12 protein-coding genes are annotated in these 21,032 nt (G+C 39.4%); 7 read left to right on the top strand and 5 right to left on the bottom strand.

The annotated features are described in order from the left end of the window. Positions 1–40: 40 nt before the first annotated feature. Positions 41–1,588, bottom strand: coding sequence for a bifunctional ADP-dependent NAD(P)H-hydrate dehydratase/NAD(P)H-hydrate epimerase (locus MED134_RS03020; RefSeq protein ID WP_021778842.1), 1,548 nt, complete (start codon positions 1,586–1,588; stop codon positions 41–43). Between the two features lie 421 nt (positions 1,589–2,009). On the opposite strand from MED134_RS03020, the gene thrA reads away from it, so the two are divergent. Next, positions 2,010–4,445, top strand: coding sequence for a bifunctional aspartate kinase/homoserine dehydrogenase I (thrA, locus tag MED134_RS03025; protein ID WP_021778841.1), 2,436 nt, complete (start codon positions 2,010–2,012; stop codon positions 4,443–4,445). A gap of 6 nt (positions 4,446–4,451) precedes the next feature. Continuing rightward, positions 4,452–5,408, top strand: a complete 957-nt coding sequence (locus tag MED134_RS03030) for a homoserine kinase (RefSeq protein ID WP_021778840.1) — start codon at positions 4,452–4,454, stop codon at positions 5,406–5,408. A 63-nt stretch (positions 5,409–5,471) separates the two neighbouring features. Here MED134_RS03030 and MED134_RS03035 read toward each other — a convergent pair whose 3' ends face one another. The 3 genes from MED134_RS03035 to MED134_RS03045 all read right to left on the bottom strand — a co-directional run bounded on the left by MED134_RS03035 (position 5,472) and on the right by MED134_RS03045 (position 10,889). Continuing rightward, positions 5,472–6,761 carry an amidohydrolase family protein gene (locus MED134_RS03035; protein WP_021778839.1) on the bottom strand — a complete coding sequence of 430 codons (1,290 nt, stop codon included), beginning with the start codon at positions 6,759–6,761 and terminating at the stop codon, positions 5,472–5,474. Position 6,762: 1 nt separating this feature from the next. Beyond that, positions 6,763–9,723 carry an amidohydrolase family protein gene (locus tag MED134_RS03040; RefSeq protein WP_021778838.1) on the bottom strand — a complete coding sequence of 987 codons (2,961 nt, stop codon included), beginning with the start codon at positions 9,721–9,723 and terminating at the stop codon, positions 6,763–6,765. An 89-nt stretch (positions 9,724–9,812) separates the two neighbouring features. Then, the gene (locus MED134_RS03045) at positions 9,813–10,889 is read right to left on the bottom strand and encodes a DUF3810 domain-containing protein (protein WP_038596972.1); all 1,077 of its coding nucleotides are present in this window, start codon (positions 10,887–10,889) and stop codon (positions 9,813–9,815) included. A 111-nt stretch (positions 10,890–11,000) separates the two neighbouring features. Between MED134_RS03045 and MED134_RS03050 the strand changes: the two genes are divergently transcribed. Both MED134_RS03050 and MED134_RS03055 read left to right on the top strand, forming a co-directional pair. Then, on the top strand, positions 11,001–12,602 hold the full coding sequence (locus MED134_RS03050; protein WP_021778836.1) for an FMN-binding glutamate synthase family protein: 1,602 nt from the start codon (positions 11,001–11,003) through the stop codon (positions 12,600–12,602). 79 nt (positions 12,603–12,681) lie between these two features. After that, entirely contained in the window at positions 12,682–13,200 is a 519-nt protein-coding gene (locus tag MED134_RS03055; RefSeq protein WP_021778835.1) for a hypothetical protein, read from the top strand. Here MED134_RS03055 and MED134_RS03060 read toward each other — a convergent pair whose 3' ends face one another. Then, a complete protein-coding gene (locus MED134_RS03060; RefSeq protein WP_021778834.1) occupies positions 13,201–15,297 on the bottom strand; it encodes a M1 family metallopeptidase in 2,097 nt (698 codons plus the stop codon). 82 nt (positions 15,298–15,379) lie between these two features. Here MED134_RS03060 and recG point away from each other — a divergent pair, with 82 nt between their 5' ends. The 3 genes from recG to pheT all read left to right on the top strand — a co-directional run bounded on the left by recG (position 15,380) and on the right by pheT (position 20,885). Next, positions 15,380–17,482, top strand: a complete 2,103-nt coding sequence (gene recG, locus MED134_RS03065) for an ATP-dependent DNA helicase RecG (protein ID WP_021778833.1) — start codon at positions 15,380–15,382, stop codon at positions 17,480–17,482. A gap of 80 nt (positions 17,483–17,562) precedes the next feature. Next, positions 17,563–18,153, top strand: a complete 591-nt coding sequence (locus tag MED134_RS14650; protein ID WP_021778832.1) for a DUF4377 domain-containing protein — start codon at positions 17,563–17,565, stop codon at positions 18,151–18,153. 305 nt (positions 18,154–18,458) lie between these two features. Continuing rightward, complete coding sequence (gene pheT / locus MED134_RS03075) at positions 18,459–20,885, top strand: phenylalanine--tRNA ligase subunit beta (protein ID WP_021778830.1); 2,427 nt, start codon at positions 18,459–18,461, stop codon at positions 20,883–20,885. Positions 20,886–21,032 lie beyond the last annotated feature (147 nt).

Raw genomic sequence — 21,032 nt, forward strand, 5'->3', positions numbered from 1 at the left:
AGTGCGCTATCCCTTTTATTATTTTATGATGTATATCCTACTATTGCGGTGGTGCCTGTGCTCCTTCTTGTTCTGGTTTTTCAAAAAGACTCATTACTGCTCTTCCCAAAAATTCTGTTACATCACCTGCTATAAGTCCTTCTATGCCGTATTGATTTACGGCAACATCTGCTGCTAGACCGTGAAAGTATACTCCCATCATCGCTGCCTCCATAGGGTGGTATCCTTGTGCTAGATGTCCAGTAATGACTCCTGTAAGCACATCTCCAGTTCCCGCTGTAGATAGACCTGGATTACCCGTTGTGTTAATATAAAGCTGCATATCATACACTGTAATAGTATGTGCGCCTTTTATAACTATGATAACATTATGATTTTTTGCAAACTTTGCTGTTTTCTCTAGCTTATCAAAGTCGTCATCCCACTTCCCTACTAGCCTCTCTAATTCTCCTGGATGAGGCGTGAGTATAGATAATGCAGGTACTTGCTTCATAAGTGCAGGTCGCTTTGCTATTATGTTTATAGCATCTGCATCAATAACTAGTGGTGCTTTTTGAGATTTTAAGAACGACTCCATCGCGGCAACAGTTTTCTCATCTGTTCCCATACCTGGGCCTATAGCAATAGCATTTGCCTCTGTCTGAAAGTCTATCTCTTCAAAAACTTTCCCATTAAAGTTATCGGTTTCAACCATTACTTCTGGCAATGCTGTTTGTAAGATAGGTACCCCTATTTGTGGTACATAGGCAGTTACAAGGCCACTTCCAGCTCTTAGTGCAGCCTTACTGGCAAGCTGTACTGCTCCCATTTTACCAAAGCTTCCTCCTATAATTAAACTATGCCCAAACATCCCTTTATGAGTATACTGTGAGCGACCTTTATACATTTGCTGTATTTCGGGTTTGCTTATGAGCTGTACATCTGTAGGTGTGGTTGCTAGATACTCAGGGTCCAGACCGATATCAATAGTATCCCACATATTTATATACTTCCCTGTTTCTGGTAAAAAGAAAGCAAGCTTAGGAGACATAAAACTCAATACAAAGGTGGAGTGTACAACAATATCATCCTTCTCTAAGCCTCTGTCTGCATACATTCCTGAAGGTATATCTATAGATAATGTGTAGGCTTTAGACTCATTAATCTTTACAAAGAGTGCTTTTACCCAATCTTCTGGACATCTATTAAGTCCTATTCCAAAAATTCCATCTACCACGATATCTTGCGGACTTATCTCTGGAAAGTTTTCTACTCCCTTAATTATCTCAGGCCATTTTTTTACTTCATTTTTGAGAGCTTCATATGCCTTTAAAAAATCTGTAGATCGCTTATCGTTACAATCTACTATGTACGTATCTACGTTATAGCCATTTTTAAGTAGTAACCTTGCTATAACTAAGGCATCACCACCGTTATTTCCTATACCACAAAATACTTTTATAGGTACTGGCTGTCCTTGCAATCGTTTATGCATCCACTCATATACATAACCGCCTGCACGTTCCATTAGGTTATAAGAAGGAATTCCCTCCTTCTCTATCGTTGCGTTATCTGCTTCATATATTTGCTTAGGACTAAAAATCTTCATAAGTATAGGTGTTAGTGAGTTTCTTTACTCACAATCATTAATATTAATAAGTCTATTATTGAAACAATGACAAGATGCTTAATCTATCACTAAATAGTTGTAAAAATCCTTTAGAAATTATCACATTTACAATAAAGCAAGGATTGTTTATGGTTATTTATGATATCCGTAAAACTAAATTCTCTGCATTGCCTGTTTAGGTAAAAGTAATACATTTACTTCATCATAGACAAGATGATCGAAGCACAAAACATAACTACTTTTTATACTACCTCTATTACTATAGGTACAATTACCCCTATGGGGTATTCTGTATATATATCGTTCATTTAGTTTCCGTAGTCGCGGGACACTCTTCACACACACAAATTAGATTTATTCATTAGTTTTTACTCAGGTAAAAATGACAAAGCATTTGTATATGCGTGTATTAAAATTTGGAGGCACTTCTGTAGGAAGTGTAGAAAACATAGAAAAAACAATTGCCATCGTGGCAAACCAGGCAGCTCAAAGTCCTGTAGCCGTAGTCGTGTCTGCCCTAGGTGGTGTAACAGATTTGTTACTAAAGGCTGGAGCACTAGCAGCAAAAAAAGAAGAGAGCTATAAAGATATTTTTAAAGAAATCTCTCAAAAGCATTTGTCATTTACTGAAACGCTTACTGGTGGTGACCAAAAAGTTCTCAACGAGATTACTTTACAAATGTCGCACCTAGAGGACTTACTCAAAGGTATCTATCTTATAAATGAACTCTCTCCAAAAACCTTAGATAAACTAGCCGCTTATGGCGAACTTACAAGTAGCTACATCATAGCCGCTGCATTTGAGCATAAAAGTATAGATGCAAGTCTTAAAGATAGTAGAGAACTTATTATAACAGATGCAAACCACACAAAGGCCGGGGTTCTTTATGAGATTACAAACCAAAACATCACCACATATTTTGCTGAAAAGAAAGCAAAAATCACTGTTCTAGGCGGATTTATCGCACGTACAGAGGCAGGTGATACAAGTACACTAGGTCGTGGAGGATCAGACTTTACAGCAGCAATTATAGCAGCAGCCCTAGATGTAGAGCAACTAGAAATCTGGACAGATGTAAGCGGTATGTTTTCGGCAAATCCAAAGCTGGTAAAACAGGCAAAACCCATACAAGAAATCTCGTACCACGAGGCTATGGAGTTATCGCATTTTGGGGCAAAAGTACTCTACCCTCCTACTATTGTACCCGTATTGAGTAAAAACATACCTATCTATATTAAAAACACAATGGCTCCAGAAGAGCCCGGTACACGTATAGGTAATCAAGACATCGCACACCCCAACCCTATTAAAGGAATATCACATATAAGTGATGTGGCTTTATTAACCCTTGAGGGAGCAGGTATGGTAGGTATATCTGGTATCTCAAAACGTCTGTTTGAAGTACTATCGCAACAGCAAGTTAATATCATACTCATTACTCAAGCTTCCAGTGAGCACAGTATCTGTATAGGTGTGATGGAGGCAGATGCCTTACGTGCAAAAACAGCGATAGAAACAGAGTTTGCTTACGAACTATCGTTGCATAAAATTGACCCGGTAATTGTTGAGACGTCTCTAGCCATTATAGCGCTTGTAGGTGAATCTATGAAAAGTCATCAAGGCATCTCAGGAAAGATGTTTTCTACCCTAGGTAGAAACAACGTAAATATACGCGCCATTGCACAAGGAGCAAGTGAGAAAAACATCTCTGCCGTGATTGCCGAGAAAGATGTAAAAAAAGCCTTAAATAGCTTGCACGAAGTATTCTTTGAAGGTAACCGTAAGCAAATAAACCTATTTGTAACAGGTGTAGGTAACGTAGGTGCAAAGCTTCTTGAGCAAATTAACAATCAAAAGCAATACCTTAAAGAGCACCTCAACCTCAACATAAGAGTACTAGGACTTTCTAACAGTCGCAAGATGCTTGTATCGCAAGACCCTATAGATCTCAATAACTGGGAGGCACAACTAGATGGAGGAGAAAAAGCAGATATTTTACGCTTTCGCGAAAGCGTAATAAACCTCAACCAGCGCAACTCAGTTTTTGTAGACATCACCGCAAATGAACCTGTGGCAATGGCATATGAGGAATACTTAAGAAATAGCATTGCCGTGGTTGCTTGTAACAAAATAGCCGCCGCAGGTAAGCAAGAGTATTATGCAAATCTCAAAAGACTTAGCCGCAAGTACAACGCTCCATTTAAGTTTGAGACTAATGTGGGCGCAGGACTGCCTATAATAGACACCTTGCAAAACCTTATTGCCTCTGGTGATAGAATTACTAAGGTGCAGGCCGTACTCTCGGGAAGCTTAAACTTTGTTTTTAACAACTTTAAAAGTGGTGGCAGCTTTTATGATGTGGTACAACAAGCCAAAGAAGAAGGATATACAGAGCCAGACCCACGTATAGATTTAAGCGGTGTAGATGTGGCACGTAAAATTCTTATACTAGCTAGAGAAAGCGGTCTTGAGCTAGAGCTAGAAGATATTGTAAACACACCTTTCTTAACCAAAAACAATCTAGAAAGCACAGACGTTCCTCACTTCTTTGAAACACTTAAAGAAGACGCAGCACACTTTGAAAAACTAGTTGCCGATGCTACAGCAGCAGGCAAACGCCTTAAGTATGTAGCCCAGCTAGATAATGGTAAAGCAAGCGTAGGCTTACAGTCTGTGGGTGCAGACAGTCCGTTTTACAACCTTGAAGGGTCTGATAATATTGTTTTATTTTACACAGCACGTTATCCAGAGCAACCGCTTATTGTAAAAGGTGCAGGTGCAGGAGGAGATGTTACTGCCAGCGGACTCTTCAGCGATATCATAAGACTTAGATAATTTAATATGTCTCAACAAACTCATAAAGAAAGTGCTGAAACTCGTGATGAGGTACGTATTTTTTGCCCCGCAACTGTTGCAAACGTAAACTGCGGTTTTGATTCGCTAGGTTTTGCCCTTGAGGGCATAGGTGATGAGATGGTGTTTAAAAAAACTACCGGTAAAGGCGTTACTATCACAAAAATTACGGGTGACGATTTACCTATGGAGGCGCATAATAATGTTGCCGGCGTGGCAGGTAATGCAATGCTAGAAGCCATACAAGCAGATTTTGGCGTAGTTATCGAAATTCATAAAAAAATACGATGTGGTTCTGGTATAGGCAGCAGCAGTGCAAGCGCGGCTGGGGCCGTTTACGGCATTAATCAATTACTTGATGAGCCATTATCTAATCTTGAGCTTACTCGCTATGCTATGAAGGGTGAAGCACTTGCAAGTGGTAATGAACACGCAGATAATGTGGCTCCTTGTATTTATGGAGGCACAACGCTAGTTACCGGCTACTACCCTCTTAAAGTTATAGCGCTCCCACCTATGGAAACGGTATACGTAGGTATACTACACCCGCATATTACTATAAAAACCAAAGAAGCAAGGGAGATTTTACCCAAAACGGTACCTCTTGCAGATGCCATTAAGCAATCGCAACATCTAGCCGGTTTTGTCGCTTCACTATATGAATGGGATAAAGAACTTTTTACAGAGAGTATACAAGATGTGCTTGTAGAGCCCCACCGCAAGCAATTGATTCCGCATTTTGATGAGATACGCACTATTTCTAAAGAGAACCAATGCATTGCCTTTGGCATATCTGGTAGCGGGCCTAGTATGTTTTGTCTCGCTTTCGCGAAAGCGCATATAGACTCATATCTAGCTAATAGTGTAGCCTTGTATCAAGAAAACGGTCTCCAAGTAGACAGCTACTCCAGCCGAATTTCTGGAACAGGTTGCCATATCATATAATACAATAAAAAATGCCGAGCAATTGCCCGGCATTTTCTTTGGTTGGATTGTGAAAGTAATTAATTATTCATTCTGACCATACTTCTCTGCATATCGCTTTGCAAGCTTAGTCTGGTGTGATTCTAAACTAATATCACGACCTTGTATAAAGGCTCTAGATAGATTGTTACCTCTCATATCTAACGCATTGCCATCACTTATAAAAAGTGTCGCATCTTTACCAGGCGCTAGCGTACCAGTTGTAGAAGCTATCCCCATAATCTTAGCAGGATTTAAAGTAATCATTTTAAGCGCGTCTTCATCGCTTAACCCAAATTGTGTTACTTGACCTGCATAAAATGGCAGGTTACGCACTTGCCAGTACTCTGCATCATAGCCTAAGGCTACAGTGACACCTGCATCTGTAAGTAACTTTGGTAATTTATAAGGAAGGTCATAATCGTGATCTTCCATAGATGGTAGTCCTTGTACACGTTGTAGTATCACAGGTATGTTTGCCTTAGCTAGTTCTTCTGCTACTTTATAAGATTGATATCCTCCTACAAGCACTACATTAGTAAGTTGCATCTCTTTGGCAAATGCTATCACATCAAGAATTTGCTTTTGGTCATTTGCACTTATATATACTTTTTGCGTACCGTTAAAGATATTCTTCATCGCATCAAAAGGTAAGTTTTTAGTTCCCTTAGCTTTACTGTAAGCTCTTGAGTTGTTAAAAAACACTTTAATCTTATTTATATCCTCTTTATACGACTTGTTAGGCTTGTAACCAGGCTCCTCACCTAGCCACCATCTACCGCGACGCATTGTACGAGGCCAGTCCATAAAGATACCTTCATCTGTTTTATAAGCTGCATCTTCCCAGTTCCAAGCATCTAGCTGCACTACAGAAGAGGCTCCAGAGATAGTCCCTCCAACAGGTCTAATTTGTGCCATTAGTACGCCGTTAGGGCGCATAGATTCTACAACCTTAGACTCTGCATTATAAGCAATGATACCACGTACGTGTGGGATCATCTCTCCTATCTCATCATCATCATTAGATTGTCTTACTGCGCCTACCTCTACAAGGCCTAGCGTTGTGTTTGTTGCTATAAAACCAGGGTATACGTGTTTACCTGTGGCATTTATCACTGTTCCCTTTGTGGCGCCACCACCACTTTGAATTGTAGATATTTTACCATTTTCAAATACGATAGTGGCATTATCTATTACGTTCCCATCACCTACGTGTGCTGTTGCTCCCGTTATTGTATAAGCAGTTGCTTGAGCTGGTGCAGGTGTTTGTTGTGCATTTGCTGTTGCTCCTAAAAGGAAAACAACGGCTACTAGTAATTGTTGTAGTGTTTTCATCTTAGTAAATTGTTTGTTCTGTATCACAATGCATACGTTGTTTTTCTTTCTTTCTTGCCGGTTGTGTTTTTAAGCCTTTGTTCTTTTCTGCAAGCATCATTGCAGTAAGTTGTGCTTTTTCTTTTTGTACCGTTGCGCGTAGTTCCTTATCCTTTTCTATATCAAAGAATACTTTTCCTTCTATTATAGTTTTCTCTGCTCTAGCTTTTATACTAAGCGGGTGATCTGACCATATAACGACATCTCCATCCTTACCAGGTTTAAGACTTCCTGCACGATCATCCATATGTAAAAGCTTTGCTGGATTTAATGTGACCATTTTCCAAGCGTCCTCTTCTTCAATACCACCGTACTTATAGATTTTTGCAGCTTCTTGATTAAGACGTCTCGACATCTCGCCATCATCTGAGTTAATGGCTACTGTAACTCCTGCTCTGTGCATAATAGCGGCATTATAAGGTATCGCATCATTTACTTCATATTTATAAGCCCACCAGTCTGAGAAGGTAGATCCTCCTACGCCGTGCTCTGCCATTTTATCTGCAACTTTATAACCTTCTAATATGTGTGTAAAGGTGTTTACATTAAAACCAAACTGCTCTGCCACCTTCATTGTCATATTAATCTCGCTCTGTACATATGAGTGACAAGAGATAAGACGCTCCATATTAAGAATGTCAACTATAGTTTCCATTTCCTCATCTACACGATACGGTTGTCCACTATTCTTCTTTGCTTCATATTCTTTACCTCTTGTAAAGTAGTCTACAAAAACCTGCTCTACTCCCATCCTTGTTTGAGGAAATCTTGAGTAGCTATTCCAGTTTGCTTGTTTTACGTTTTCACCTAAGGCAAACTTGATAAACTTCTTGTCCTTAATTACCATTTCATCTATAGGTGCTCCCCACTTAAGCTTCATCACTGCGCTCTGTCCACCTATTGGGTTTGCAGACCCGTGTAGTAACTGGATGGCCGTTACTCCACCAGCTAGGTTACGATAAATATCAGAATCATCTGGATTAACCACATCACTCATACGTACCTCTGCTGTAGAGTTATGACCAGACTCGTTTATTGCAAAAGCAGCAATATGTGAATGCTCATCTATAATACCAGAAGTAACGTGCTTACCTGTACCATCTACTACCATCGCTCCTCGCGCTGATAGATTTTTTCCAACTGCACTTATTTTTCCATCTTTTATTAAGACATCTGCATTTTTAAGAATACCCTCTGCCTCATTTGTCCAGACTGTTGCGTTTGTGATTAAAATATCTTGTTGCTTAGGACGTGTCTCATAACCAAAAGCCATATTAGGATATGTAAGCGGCATAACATCTAGGGCTTTTTCACCACCTTTTTTATCGTCCTTACCCTCACTCTCCTCTAAAGCTGTCTTTCTAGAGGTAAAGTTTTTTTCTGTTCCATCTGCAAGAATTGCTTTACCATTAAGACCATTTGCATCTGCTCTAGCAACGAGTCTTATAAACTTACCTTCGGCTTCTTTAAAAGTAACTGTAGCCCAGTCTTGTTTATAAGCAAACTCGCTCTTTACTTCTTCTCCTCCTTTTTTCAAAGTTGCTTTTGCCTTTTCGGTTGAGTTTTTTACTTCTAGATTATAAGTCGCACCGTTAAGGTTAATTGCATAGTTGCCATCTATGTTTACTGTAGTCATATCTTTAACCACATTTTTATTACCCTGAATCCAGTGCTCAAATAATTTTGTGTCTTTTTCAAACACCTCTCCAGAAGTAATCATAAAGTTTGCCCACGCTCCATTTTTAAGAACACCTATCTCACCGCTCTTACCTACCATTTGCGCTGGTATCGTAGTAAGTGCTTCTAGCGCACGCTCTTTTGAAAGACCATACGTAATCGCCTTCATAAGGTGCTTTTTAAAATCCTTTGGTGATTTATGCTTAAATGTAGTTAGTGCAAATGTCACTCCAGCATCTTGTAACGCTTTAGGGTTTGTAGGTGCTTGATTCCAGTGCTTCATATCAGACAGCGCTACATATTCGGCAGCATATGGATCTTCCATATCATAGGCATCTGGAAATTTAAGTGGCAAGATCATTTTACGATTCATTGCCTGTACCTCACCTATACGCTTATACTCGTCTCCGCCTGCAACTATTACGTAGTCTATCCCAAATTGATCTCCTAGCTTATCTATACGTAAGTCGTCATAAAGTCCATCACCTTCAAAAAATTGCGGTAAGGTTTTATTTCGCGTAAGCGCTTCAAGAGACATATCCTTTGTATCTACATTTCCTTTCTCATACCAGTCTAGGTCGTGTTGCACTTGACGTAGTAAGGCTGTAGCTCCCATTTTTGAAGAAGGGTATGCTTGTCGAGAAGTAACGCTCTTGTCAAAAGAAAAATATTGAGCAAGACGCTCCTCCATTACTCGGTTTGCCGTATTACCATAATTGTTAAGAGCAATAAGTGCTCCCGTACCACGAGCGATACCATCGTGTTGTAAGGTTGCTACTACTCCAAAACCTGCGTTTATATATTCGGTAGCCTTCTTTTTATCATACTCAAAGTCGTCATAACCATTTTGCTCTGAAAGAATATGATCATTCCAGTATCCTCCCTCTCTCGAGTTGTCATATTGAGAAGCACGACCAGAACCTCCAGCCCTCTTAGGCTTTGCAATACCAAAATTTGTATAGATATCTACAAAAGATGGATAGATGTGCTTACCATCTAGGTCTACCACAACAGCATTTGCCGGGTACTTAGATGACTTACCTACAGAGACTACTCTACCATTTTGTACCACTAGGGTACCTTTCTTAATAGTTTCGGTTGGTGTGCTGTGTATTGTGGCGTTTGTAAACACCGTGTAGTTTTCATTTTTGGACTTAACGCCAGCATTTGCCGGAAAGTAATCTTGCGCATACATTGTAAATGAGCAAGTTACCAGCCCTAAGACAAGTAGTTTTTTAAAGAACATATTTAGATTGTAAATTATTTAGTTCTTAAAGATAACTACCTTGTTAAGCAAGCGTTAAGGTTTAATAAATATTTAAGAGACTTTTAACATCAAAAAGTCTCTGGAAACTGCTTGTCATAGTTCACCAGTAATGCAACCATATAACTGTAACTTTCTAAACCACCCGGCTGGTTATTTGCCTTAAGGTAGTTACTATAAAAGAGATCAAATAAGGGCTCAAGCGGGTTATCCATCTCATCCCAAAAATCTCTAGACATTTGATATTGGGCAAGTATACCAGGATGTACCTTACTTTTTAATAAATCGCCTAGCTCTTTATCTCGGCGGTACACATCATTTAAACAATACCTAAGTGCAAAAATACTTCCCGAGTATTGAAAATGTATGTCCTCATTATTAAGCGTAGCCATAACTGCCATAAAGTTTGCTTCATTTTCTTTTGCAAAACCTAGCTGGTGGGCTTGCTCGTGACAAGATATAACAGGCCACCTGTGAGCGGGTACCATTCCATTTATTTGCGCCTCATTTGTGATGGGGTTGAGATAACCACTATATCCCATAACAGATAATGGATATCGCAATAATGAGTTTTTTATACTTTTGGGAGGATACTGCAACGAGGGAAACTTCTGTTGTAAGGCTTCATAGCCGTTGAGAGTTTGATTAAATATTTCCGCTTTCGCGAAAGCGTAATCAACCACCGCACTATCATTTACGGCAAGTGCCGTGTGTAATCTATTGCTATTATTAAGAAGTTTTTCTGTAAGTGACACGAGCTCTTGTGTGGTATACTCATTGTCTATAGACAAGGATTTGTGTAGTGGTAAGCGGTAATAATTCATCCCCCAAAGCAGGTGAAAGGCAAAATATACAATAGAAAGCATCGCAAGGGTACGTAGTAAGAACGACTTGATGGTCTTAAATCTATTTCTTACCAAGATTACAATCTCACGTACCGCAAGCACGATTAAAACCGCATACATAATATCTCCAAAGGAAAACGGTAACCATCCAAAAGCATATCTAAAACCTTTTGAAATCACAGGGTATATCCCATTACTGTACCACTGCTCTACAGCTTGTGGATATAAAGCTAGCAGTCTTACAACGAGCATTTGTACAAATAATAGTAATCCAATTATGAGCGTTATGCGATTCTTTTTCAAGCGATATGATTTAAATTACGACACAATTTACAATGTGTGTTTAACAAAGTTGACTTAAAAATTACAATTCAAATTGTTTCTAGTCGTATTTTAGTAAAAAAATTATAGTTAATGGATTCTATTTTATCATTCTTAGGTGCTATTTCTTGGTGGATGTGGCTCATACTCGTTGTACTACTTGTAGCTATTTATGACACCTTTATACAGAAGAAGCATATTATTTTAAAAAACTTCCCAGTAGTAGGGCACTTTAGATATATGTTAGAAAGTATAGGTCCAGAGCTACGCCAGTATATTGTGGCAAATAATCGCGAGGAACTACCCTTTAACCGTATAGAACGCGGGTGGATTTATGCCTCTGCAAAAAATGAAAATAACTACGAAGGTTTCGGTACAGACCGTGATATTAACCAGTCTCATTACATTTTTATAAACAATGCGATGATGCCTTATAAGGTTGAAAAGGATCATCCTAATGCAAAAGATCCATACTTCCTAGCGTGTGCAAAAGTAATGGGAGCAGGAAGAAGAGCACGTCCTTATAGACCTAGTTCAATAATTAATGTAAGTGCGATGAGTTATGGTAGCCTTTCGGCGAAAGCTATAGAGTCTCTTAATCGAGGTTGTGCAAAGGCTTATGCATATCATAATACTGGCGAGGGTGGATTATCCCCATACCACAAAAAAGGCGGTGATGTTGTTTTTCACTTTGGTACAGGGTATTTTGGTGTGAGAAGTGAAGAAGGTGGTTTCTCGATGCCTAAAATGAAGAAACTTGTTTCAGAAAATCCGCAGGTGCGTGCCATAGAGGTAAAACTCTCTCAAGGGGCAAAGCCAGGAAAAGGTGGGGTTTTACCAGGATCTAAAATTACAAAAGAGATTGCAGAGATACGCGGGGTAAAACAAGGGGAAGACGTTTTATCACCTCCTAATCATAAAGCATTCTCAAACGTACCAGAACTAATAGATTTTGTAGAAGATATCGCTGCAGAGACTGGATTACCTGTAGGTATTAAAGCTGCAATAGGTAAACTAGATGCCTGGAGAGAGCTTGCTCAAATTATGGCAAGCACTGGCAAGGGGCCAGACTTTATCACTGTAGACGGTGGTGAAGGTGGTACGGGAGCTGCACCACCTAGTTTTGCAGACCACGTAGCACTGCCTTGGGTATATGGTTTTTCTGATATTTATAAAATCTTTAAAGAATATAAACTCACAGATCGTGTCGTTTTTATAGGTTCTGGTAAGCTAGGCTTCCCAGCAAAGGCTGCAATGGCATTTGCTATGGGCGTAGATTGTATAAATGTAGCACGCGAGGCAATGCTTGCTGTGGGTTGTATACAAGCTAAGGTATGTCACAACAACACCTGTCCTACTGGCGTTGCTACACAAAACAAGTGGCTGCAGCGTGGTATTAACATAGAAGATAAAGCAGAGCGCACACACTACTACTTTAAAAACTTTAAAAAAGAATTACTAGAGATTACTCGTGCCTGTGGTTATGAGCACCCAGCCCAACTCACAATGGATGATGTAGATATCAACCTAGGTGATAAAAACCTAACGCAAACCCTAGCAGATGTTTATGGTTACAATAAAGTAGCTGTTCCTTTTAAAAGTACAAAAGCACTTATGAAGTGTCCAGACCTAGGTGGAAACTACAATAAAAAAGAAGTAGCCAAAGAAATAGATATGGATGACGTGCGTTATTAACGTCTCTCAATACATTATACATACTAAAAACAGTATACCCTAGTTATAAAGATAACCAGCTTTAAACCCAATACAACCAATGACTCAAGACCTAACAAACCTTGCTTTTAACCTTCTTCCAGCCATAGTTGTAGCGCTACTAGCCTACTACTTCTTTAACCAGTTTACAAAAGAACAAGAAGGGCGTCGTCGTTTTTTATTACATAAGGACAATCAGGCAAACGCGCTACCACAAAAACTACAAGCCTACGAGCGTCTTACACTATTTTTAGAGCGTATCTCTCCTGGCAAACTAGTTACACGAGTAAAACCGTATAATGATGATCCTAACGATTATGAAGCCTTGTTATTACGCACCATTAATGAGGAGTTTGAGCATAACTTATCACAACAAATCTATGTTACTCAAGAATGTTGGAACGTGGTACGCACTTCAAAAAGTAGTACCGCTGCCATCATACGTAAAACCAATATGAGTAATAAAGTAGAAACAAGCGACCAACTGCGAGAGACCTTACTGCGCGACCTTATGGATAATGTATCACCTAGCGAGACAGCCCTACAATTTATAAAGCAAGAGGTACGTGAGATAATTTAATTATAGTACTTCTATACGTTTGAGATAAGCTATTTCCTTTTCGGTAAGAGAGCTGGTAAGTTCTTTTACAACGGAAAGATTTTTAGGATTTTTAATCTGCTCTTTGAGTAGTTTTCTTGCGCTTTCGCGAAAGCGCCATACGTGATGCACACTCGCCTCTACAAGTGATTTTAAGCTTTCCTTTTCAAAAGAGCCTAGCTGGCGCAGGTAGTTAAAGGCATTTTGCCGCAACTGGTAAGCTTGTTCTGGTTGTGTGTAGCTTATGAGTTCTTGATATCGTCCAAAAGATTGTGACGGCTTATACTCTGGTGTTGCCAGTGATAATGCTAGCCATAAGGTACGTAAGTTCCCATCTTGAAATCCAAACTGCCCATCCATTATATCAAGCACCTTGCGTTGTGATGCAGGATCATTGCGCTGCTGGTGGTACACCCATAATTTAATCATTGCCTGCTCACGCGTGACATAGCTATCATCTTTAAGCAACTTATAAAAATCGGTAGCAAGTGATTTGGGTACATTTTCTAGCGATGTAGCTACAGCCTGACGTATAAAGACGTTATCAGAACTTATAGCTTGTTTAAAAACAGGCAGTGTCGCGTTTATAGATTCTTGAGCCGCTTGATATACCGCCTCTTGCCCTAGGTAGTCGTTACCAGAGGCTACAGCATCCATAAGTTGTGTAAACTTATTTGATAACGGAGCTTCTCTACCTGACTGTAATCTAAAGTACTGTTGCATAAATTCGCTCTTTTTAAGCGACTGTAAGGCATCTTCTGCTTGAAAAGCAGACTGGTATAACCAGTTCTTCTTAAAGTCTGTGAGATCTACCGTAGCTAGCGCCTCAACCTCTGTCATAAAATCTTCTGTAGTTACATTTTTATATGCATACTTTTTAAGATAATTCTGCACAGCGAGATCAAAGGTGTTTACCCCTACTCGCTCTCGTAATATGTGTATTGCCCAAGCACCTTTTTGATAATAGGTAAGACTACTTCCTCCAGAAGCAACAAGCTTTTGCCCTTTGCCTTGATCGCTTAAAACTCGCAACTGCTCTGCAGTTTCAAAGAGTTTAAAATAAAAATAGTCATCTCCAAAGATCTCTCGTTCGGCGAGAAGTGCATAGTAAGTGGCAAACCCCTCCTGTAGCCAGTGGTGCTCACTTTTAGTCTCTGTCACAAGATCTCCAAACCACTGGTGTGCGAGCTCGTGTGCATTTACGTTTACATAATTACGATCTGTAAAGCCTATTGCATCTACCATAAAATCGTCAGAAAAGATGGTACAACTCGCATTCTCCATACCTGCATACAAGAAATCTTTTACAGGTACTTGCTTATACACCTTAAAAGGAAACGGCACGCCTATTTTACGTTCTAAATAATCAAAAACCTCCTTGGAGTATCTATAAGTAGCTTCTACCTGCAAAGAGTCTTCTGGATAATAGTAATATTCTAAAGGTACACCAGACGAGGCCGTAGCTGTTTTTACATCATAATTTCCCACCACAAGCGCCACGAGATAGCTTGCTATAGGCTTTTCCATATCAAATTCTGAAACTAGCACGTTATAATCCTTTAATGTCTTTGCAGCTACGCCATTTGCAATAACTGTATGCCTATTGTGTCCCGTCACTTTAAGATCAAATATGATTTTATCATTCATATCATCTATACTAGGCAGCCAGTGTGAGGTATACTTACCTTGACCTTGCGTCCAGAACTGCTCACTCCCGTTGTTATTTACAAAATATGCTGCCTGTGTAGGTTGCACTGAGTAGTCAAAAGTTGCTTTATAGCTCTCCCCAGCCTTAAACGTCCCATTAAAGACTATGGTAGTATCTGTTGCACTTATGGCAAATGTGGTTGTTTTATCTACGAGCTGCATCGCCTTTCCATCCATCACAACTTGATTTACATCTTGTAATGCGGTAAAGGTTGTAGTCACTTTTCCTAAAACAGATTTCGTATCAAAATCAAGCGATAAGGAAGCGGTAACTTCCTTAAAATCTATGGTTTTGGTTTGAGCAGATATTTCTTGGGTATACGCTTTCGCGAAAGCGGACAACGTTATAATAGCGAGCAATAGGTATTTCATATACTCAAAATAACAACTTTTGAGCCAGTATCTTTTATACAGGCATTCGAAAATTTGAGTTAAAGACTTATTTTTACTTTTAATGAATCCCACATTTTTACAAACTCCCATAGATTACCTTAAAGGCGTAGGTCCTAACAGAGCAGACTTATTGCGGTCTGAGCTGGGTATACACACCTTTCAGGACCTAATGCATCTTTTCCCGCACAGGTATATTGATAAAACGCGCTATTATAAAATAAGCGAGCTTGAGCGTAGCAATGCAGAGGTGCAGATTATAGGGAAGTTTACCAGTATGAAGATGATAGAAGGTAAAGGTCGCAGGCTTGTGGCAACCTTTAGAGATGATGGTGGACAGATGGAGTTAGTATGGTTTAGAGGTCATAAATGGATCAAGGAGGGTATCAAGATGAATACGCCTTATGTAATTTTTGGAAAATGTAATTATTACAACGGTAAATTCTCGATGCCACATCCAGAGATGGAACTGCTTTCTGAGCACGAAAAAAGTATACGATCTGCAATGCAACCCGTGTACCCATCTACCGAAAAATTATCTAATCGTGGCATCACAAATAAGGTGGTAAATGGAGTGATGCAAACCCTCTTTATGGAGGCAAAAAATCACCTCTTTGAGAGCCTCTCAAAACCCCTCGTTACAGAGCTCAAATTAATGCCAAAAAGAGAGGCACTTTTAAACGTTCATTTTCCGCAATCTCAAGAGCATCTTGCACGTGCTCAATACCGATTAAAATTTGAAGAATTTTTTTATATCCAGCTACAACTTGCCTTTAAAAATGTAAACCATAAGACTAAAATAAAGGGGTATCCCTTTGAGAAAGTTGGTCCCATTTTTACAGAGTTTTATAATGACCATTTACCCTTTGAGTTGACCGGTGCACAAAAACGTGTTCTTAAAGAAATACGTCACGACCTAGGTACAAATGCACAAATGAACAGGCTTTTACAGGGAGATGTGGGTTCTGGGAAGACCATAGTAGCGCTTATGTCAATGTTAATGGCACTTGACAACGGTTTTCAGGCTTGTTTAATGGCGCCTACTGCCATCCTGGCAGTGCAACACTATCAAGGATTATTAGAATTATGTAAAGAACTGAATACCAGTATTTCATTACTTCAAGGTTCAACTAAAACTTTAGAGCGTAAAATCATACACGAGCAGCTAGAAAATGGTGAGCTAGACATCCTTATAGGTACACACGCTCTACTAGAAGACAAGGTAAAATTTAAGAATCTTGGGCTCGCAGTGATAGATGAGCAACACCGTTTTGGGGTAAAGCAACGCAGCAAGTTATGGCACAAAAATGAGTACCCGCCACACGTACTTGTGATGACCGCCACCCCTATCCCCCGCACCCTTGCGATGACCGTTTATGGTGATCTAGATGTGAGTGTAATTGATGAGTTACCACCGGGCAGAAAAGCCATAAAAACGGTACATAGATATGACGCAAATAGACTCAAAGTTTTTAAGTTTATTAGGGATGAAATTGCCCTAGGTAGACAGGTCTATATTGTGTACCCATTAATACAAGAATCTGAGGCGATGGATTACAAAGATTTGATGGATGGCTACGAGAGTATTTCTCGTGAATTTCCGATGCCAGAATATCAGATTTCTATCGTACACGGAAAGATGAAACCAGACGATAAAGAGATTGAAATGAATCGCTTTATAAAAGGTGAAACTCAAATTATGGTCGCCACAACCGTAATAGAAGTTGGCGTAAATGTTCCTAACGCTTCTGTGATGATTATTGAGAGTGCAGAGCGTTTTGGGTTAAGCCAGTTACACCAGCTGCGTGGTCGTGTAGGTCGAGGTGCAGAGCAAAGCTATTGCATCCTTATGACCAGCCACAAACTCTCTAGCGATAGCAAAGTGCGCCTAGAGACAATGACACGCACTAATGATGGCTTTGAAATAGCAGAGGTAGATCTCAAGCTACGAGGCCCGGGCGACATTACAGGAACCCAGCAAAGTGGCGCGCTCAACCTTAAAATAGCAGATATTATACGTGACAATGACATTCTAAAGGTAGCCAGGAGCTACGCCTGGCAACTGGTAAAAGACGATCCTAAGTTTGAGAAAGAAGAAAACCAGATCATACGCTTTATGTATGCCCAGATGATGAAGTTTAAAAATATCTGGAGTTATATCTCTTAAGTATTCAAACATAACAATCGCTTAACATACTGTAGCGCAACCTTATGCTCATCACTTCATCTTAATTAAAAGACATCCTTATGAACATTAGATTCACCCTTACACTTTACACAATAATCGCAATATTACTGGCAAGCTGCTCTACAGATGACAGCGTTAACACAGAAGAAGACAATCGTATTTTTATAAATAATACTACACTAGAGTATAAGCATTACAAAATTACCGCTACTGCTCTAGACAACGGACTCTTTAATCTAGTGCGTCCTGAAGACGAAGAAGACTTTTTTATAATTTACGGAGGCGTAAATGGCTTCACACCAGAATTAGGCACAAATTATACGATAGCTGTGGCAAAATATTCAGTTCCAAACCCGCCTGCAGATGCAGGTAGCACAGAGTATGACTTTTTAAGGATTATTGAGCAATCTGAAGGGTCTACAACAGAAACTTTTGACCTAAGATTGCTTACTCAATACAGCGATGTACAAGATACTTTTATCACATCAGACAGCAGTAGTAATTATGCACTACTTAATGATATAGCTATAGATTGCAATACCGTATGCGAGCAGCTTGAACCTACACTAAATGAATTTGAAACCCTTTACGGTACCTTCTCAAGAAACAGCGATAATAGTTACAAGCTGCTAGACACTTATATACAGTAGCTTAGTCCTCACAGCACTCTGGCATACTGTTTTTAGGCACACACCAATATATCCTACCACACATTCTAGTAAATCCCTACCTCATTTTCAGTCAAGCGATTACCTTTCAACTCAGTAACAACAACTTTAAAAAAGACGTGACAATCACTTTATTAAGTTAAGTACAAAATATGCGATTATAAGTAGTAAAATGGGAATATATACGCTTTCGCGAAAGCGTAAAAAACTACACAGATACTACCTCTTCTCCTTTGCCTACTTGCTTACTTATCCTATATTTGCCTACTTCAAAAAGCTCCATTTTTATGAAAATTTCTTACAACTGGTTAAAGCAGTTTATTGATATAGATTGGGATGCCGAAAAAACTGGCGAACTCCTAACAGACCTAGGTCTAGAGATAGAAGGTATAGACACATACCAAAGTGTAAAAGGCGGTCTAGAAGGGATTGTAATAGGTCACGTGCTTACCTGCGAGCAACACAGCAATGCAGACAAGCTTAAAGTAACTACGGTAGACATAGGTGCTGAGGCTCCTGTACAGATAGTGTGTGGCGCGCCAAATGTAGCTGCAGGTCAAAAAGTACCAGTCGCAACTATAGGCACTACGCTATACACAGAAGAAGGTGAAGCGTGGAAAATTAAGAAAGGAAAAATACGTGGTGAGGAATCTCACGGTATGATCTGTGCAGAAGATGAGCTAGGCCTAGGTAAGAGTCACGACGGTATTATGATACTAGACGAGGCACTTGTACCAGGAACACCAGCTGCTCAAGTTTTTGAAATAGAAAATGATCAAGTTTTTGAAATAGGCCTTACGCCTAACCGTGCAGATGCTATGAGTCACTGGGGTGTTGCCCGTGATCTTAAAGCTGGATTGTTACAGAAAGAGATAAACAAAGGGCTTATTACCCCATCTACCTCTTCTTTTAAAATAGAAAAGCGTGTACACAAAATAGATGTAGATGTACTAGACTCAGAAAAAGCACCACGCTACGCGGGAGTTGTGATAAGCGGTCTTAAAGTAGAAGACTCGCCAGAGTGGTTACAACACAGACTTAAAGCTATAGGCCTCTCGCCTATTAATAATATTGTAGATGCGACTAATTATGTACTTCACGAGCTAGGGCAACCGCTACACGCCTTTGACCTTAGTAAAATCACTGGAGAAAAGATTGAAGTACGCACACTAGAAGCTGGAACAAAGTTTACGACACTAGACGGTGTAGAACGTGAACTACACGAAGATGATCTTATGATCTGTGATGCAGAGAAGCCTATGTGTATTGCTGGAGTTTTTGGCGGTTTACATAGTGGTGTTTCAGAAAATACGAATGCCATCTTTTTAGAAAGCGCTTACTTTAACCCTGTAGCTGTACGTAAAACAGCAAAGCGCCACGGGCTTAATACAGACGCATCTTTTCGTTTTGAGAGAGGTATAGACCCTAATATTACTGAGTATGCACTTACAAGAGCTGCCATACTTATTATGGAGATTGCCGGTGGAGAGATTACAAGCGAGATAGTAGATATCTACCCTAAAAAGATAGAAGACCAGCAGGTGTTCTTAAACTTTGATAATACTACAAAGCTTATAGGTCAAGAATTACCTCGTGAGGTGATTAAAGAAATATTAATGTCACTAGATATTAAAATTAATAATGTGACAGAAAGTGGGATAGGTATGACCATACCAGCTTTTAGAAATGATGTAACTAGAGAGGCAGATGTTATAGAAGAGATACTACGAGTATACGGTTATAACAACATCTCTTTTGGCAACAAGCTTAATGCTACGGTATCATCTACCTCAAAATTTGATGATCACAGAGTAAGTGATGTAGTGGGTAATCAACTCGCGGCACAAGGCTTCTATGAGATGATGGCAAATAGCCTTACCACTCCAGCTTATACCGCTCTTTCAGAAAATCTTAAAGAGGCATATAATGTAGAGATGCTTAACCCGCTAGGTAAAGAGCTTAGCGTCATGAGACAGTCTATGCTGTTTTCTGGACTTGAGGCTATCTCGTATAATATAAATCGTCGCCGTAGTGATCTCAAGCTTTTTGAGTTTGGAAAAACGTATCACAACTACCCTGGTGAGCGCAAAGAAGATAAGCACCTTGCCTTATTTGTAACAGGTAATCGTACAGATGAGTCTTGGGCAAATACAAGCGCACCTACTAACTTCTTTTACTTAAAAGGAGTCGTAACAGCGTTACTTGGAAAGTTAAATATAGCTCGACTACGTAGTGCTAGTGTTAAGAATGATTTATTTTCTGAAGCGGTAGGTTTATCTCTTGGAAAACAAGACGTGGTAACCTACGGTATTGTAAAGAAAAATGTTTTAAAGAAATTTGACATTTCTCAAGACGTATACTTTGCAGACTTTAACTGGGATGCGGTCTTAGAGATTGCAGCTCGCAACAAAGTAGTGTTTAAGGAAATACCAAAATACCCTGCCGTAAGACGTGACTTTGCTCTGTTACTAGATACAAAAATCCAATTTGAAGAGATTGAAACCATTGCAAAACAAACGGAAAAGAAACTTCTCAAAGACGTAAACCTTTTTGATGTATACGAGGGTAAAAACTTGCCAGAAGGAAAGAAAAGTTATGCTGTGAGTTTCTTATTACAAGATGAAAACAAAACACTTACAGATAAGAATATTGACAAAGTGATGAACAAACTGCAACAACGTTTTGAAAAAGAACTAGGAGCAACACTTAGATAATCACTTTACAAATTACTTCAAGTCCCAAATTCTTAATAGAATTTGGGACTTTTTTTATGATATAGAATTTCGACATCTACTATTTAAATAAACACTGTGTATTGCTCTTGAAACCTTAACACATTTGTTTAATAGTTTCAATAATTT

This window comes from Dokdonia sp. MED134, from assembly GCF_000152925.2.
Taxonomy (GTDB): Bacteria; Bacteroidota; Bacteroidia; order Flavobacteriales; family Flavobacteriaceae; genus Dokdonia.